Here is a 1,715-nt window from a genome sequence, read left to right on the forward strand (position 1 = left end):
TCTCTTGCTTCCTAATTTTGTCCGGAGTATTGAGAGAAGAAAAAATATTAACTTCTTAAAGTTTTTTTCCCTGACTTTATAAAAAAATTATATTGTTAACTTTAGCATAAGCCTTCCCTTGCAAAGCATATTTTGCTTGTGAGGGTAAGTTTTGGGCAGGAGGATAAATTGGCAGAGAAACTTCGCTAATGAGAGAGAGTGCGATCGCTTGTCCGACCTAAAAAATTAACTATAATTGAGAGTACGCGATCTGATTTAATATTGTACCTCTTTAGTTTTTGCACAAATTTGCACAAAGTAGTGGCATTCTAATTATAGAAATGCTACACTTTAGATATGAAAATATGAATTTTAATGTATTGAGGAAGTTTAATGGAAAATTCTATTCATCATCTTCCAATTATTAGGAAAGGCATTACAGCAACACATCCAAAACTAAAATATAATGGTAAACCTGAATTTATGATAGATGCCGCGTGTTTTCCGGGATCGAGTGGTTCACCCGTGTTCTTGATTCGCACGGGGACTTATCTCAATGAAGATGGCGATACAGTTCTTATGGAAGGGTTTCAGCTTATTTTTCTAGGAACGCTGTATGCTGGCCCGCAACATACAACTACAGGGGAAATAAAAATTATTGAAGTACCAACAGACACTAAACCTGTAGCAATTTCTGCAATCCCTAATAATCTTGGATTGGTTATTCAGGCACAAAAAACTTTGGATTTTGAAACCATCTTAAAAGAAAGATTTGATAGGCAGACTAAGTAATCGAGACAGAATCAATCCGTTTCTGTTATAGTTAATATTATGCGATCGCGAAAATAACAATGACCAAAGTAGAAATTATCGCCAGCCTCAAGCAATTGACCTCAGAAGAACGCTTGGAGATTATCGAAATCGCTTCTCAGATGACAAGAGAAGAGATAAAAATACGAACGTACTTGCAAGAAGAACAAAAGCAAAACCTTAGACTTACAGCAGAAGCAGCAAAACCCCTTTATCAAAAAGGAGGGGAACTTTACGATCTGTTTTCCCCAGAAAGCGAGGATTATTTTGCAAGTAAAGAAGAATTGTTAGAATATATCAGTCGAGAAGAACTTTCCGCTTATTTTGGACGCGAGATTGATGAAGAAGAACTTTCCGCATACTTCGATCGCAGGGTAAAAGCCAATGTTTCTCGGTGAAGTTTGGCTCGTCAATCTCAATCCGACAATAGGAGCGGAAATCGGTAAAATTCGTCCTGTTGTTATTGTTAGCAATGATGAAATTGGAGTATTGCCATTATTAGTTATTGTACCGATAACAGGTTGGCAAGACCGATATACTGAGAAACAATGGATGGTACGACTAGATGCAAATCGAGAAAATGGCTTAAAAAAACGATCGGCTGCCGATACATTTCAGGTTCGATCTATTTCGGTAGAACGATTAATCAAAAAACTCGGAAGACTTTCTGAAACAACAACAAGTGATATTGCTTTTGCTTTAGCAATTGTTTTAAATATTGGAGGCTAATTGTCGATCACATCCCCTCATCAATCACTCATAATCTGAGGAACTTGGAAAAAGCGATCGCTGCCTTCAGTTTTTAGAATTATTTATTCACTTGTTTAACCTTGACCCCACTTTAATGAAATTGCATCCCAACTATCGTCAGCTATTGACTTATGGTTCTCTTGCTTCCTAATTTTGTCCGGAGTATTGAGAGAAGA

The 1,715-nt window shown here is 36.9% G+C and carries 3 protein-coding genes; all 3 read left to right on the plus strand.

What is annotated here, in order from left to right; genetic code table 11:
* The first annotated feature begins 372 nt into the window (after positions 1 to 372).
* The 3 genes from JUI58_RS11885 to JUI58_RS11895 are packed head-to-tail and all read left to right on the plus strand — an operon-like array spanning position 373 to position 1,518.
* A complete protein-coding gene (locus JUI58_RS11885; protein WP_204104003.1) occupies positions 373 to 771 on the plus strand; it encodes a hypothetical protein in 399 nt (132 codons plus the stop codon).
* A 59-nt stretch (positions 772 to 830) separates the two neighbouring features.
* Positions 831 to 1,187, plus strand: a complete 357-nt coding sequence (locus tag JUI58_RS11890) for a hypothetical protein (RefSeq protein WP_204104004.1) — start codon at positions 831 to 833, stop codon at positions 1,185 to 1,187.
* The gene (locus JUI58_RS11895) at positions 1,174 to 1,518 is read left to right on the plus strand and encodes a type II toxin-antitoxin system PemK/MazF family toxin (protein WP_204104005.1); all 345 of its coding nucleotides are present in this window, start codon (positions 1,174 to 1,176) and stop codon (positions 1,516 to 1,518) included. The genes JUI58_RS11890 and JUI58_RS11895 overlap by 14 nt, the downstream gene beginning before the upstream one ends.
* Positions 1,519 to 1,715 lie beyond the last annotated feature (197 nt).

This window comes from Spirulina sp. CCY15215 (assembly GCF_016888125.1).
GTDB lineage: Bacteria > Cyanobacteriota > Cyanobacteriia > Cyanobacteriales > Spirulinaceae > CCY15215.

Bases quoted from the DNA above. Each gene is read 5' to 3' on its own strand.
- JUI58_RS11885 (WP_204104003.1), top strand. From the start codon at position 373: ATGGAAAATTCTATTCATCATCTTCCAATTATTAGGAAAGGCATTACA.
- JUI58_RS11890 (WP_204104004.1), top strand. From the start codon at position 831: ATGACCAAAGTAGAAATTATCGCCAGCCTCAAGCAATTGACCTCAGAA.
- JUI58_RS11895 (WP_204104005.1), top strand. From the start codon at position 1,174: ATGTTTCTCGGTGAAGTTTGGCTCGTCAATCTCAATCCGACAATAGGA.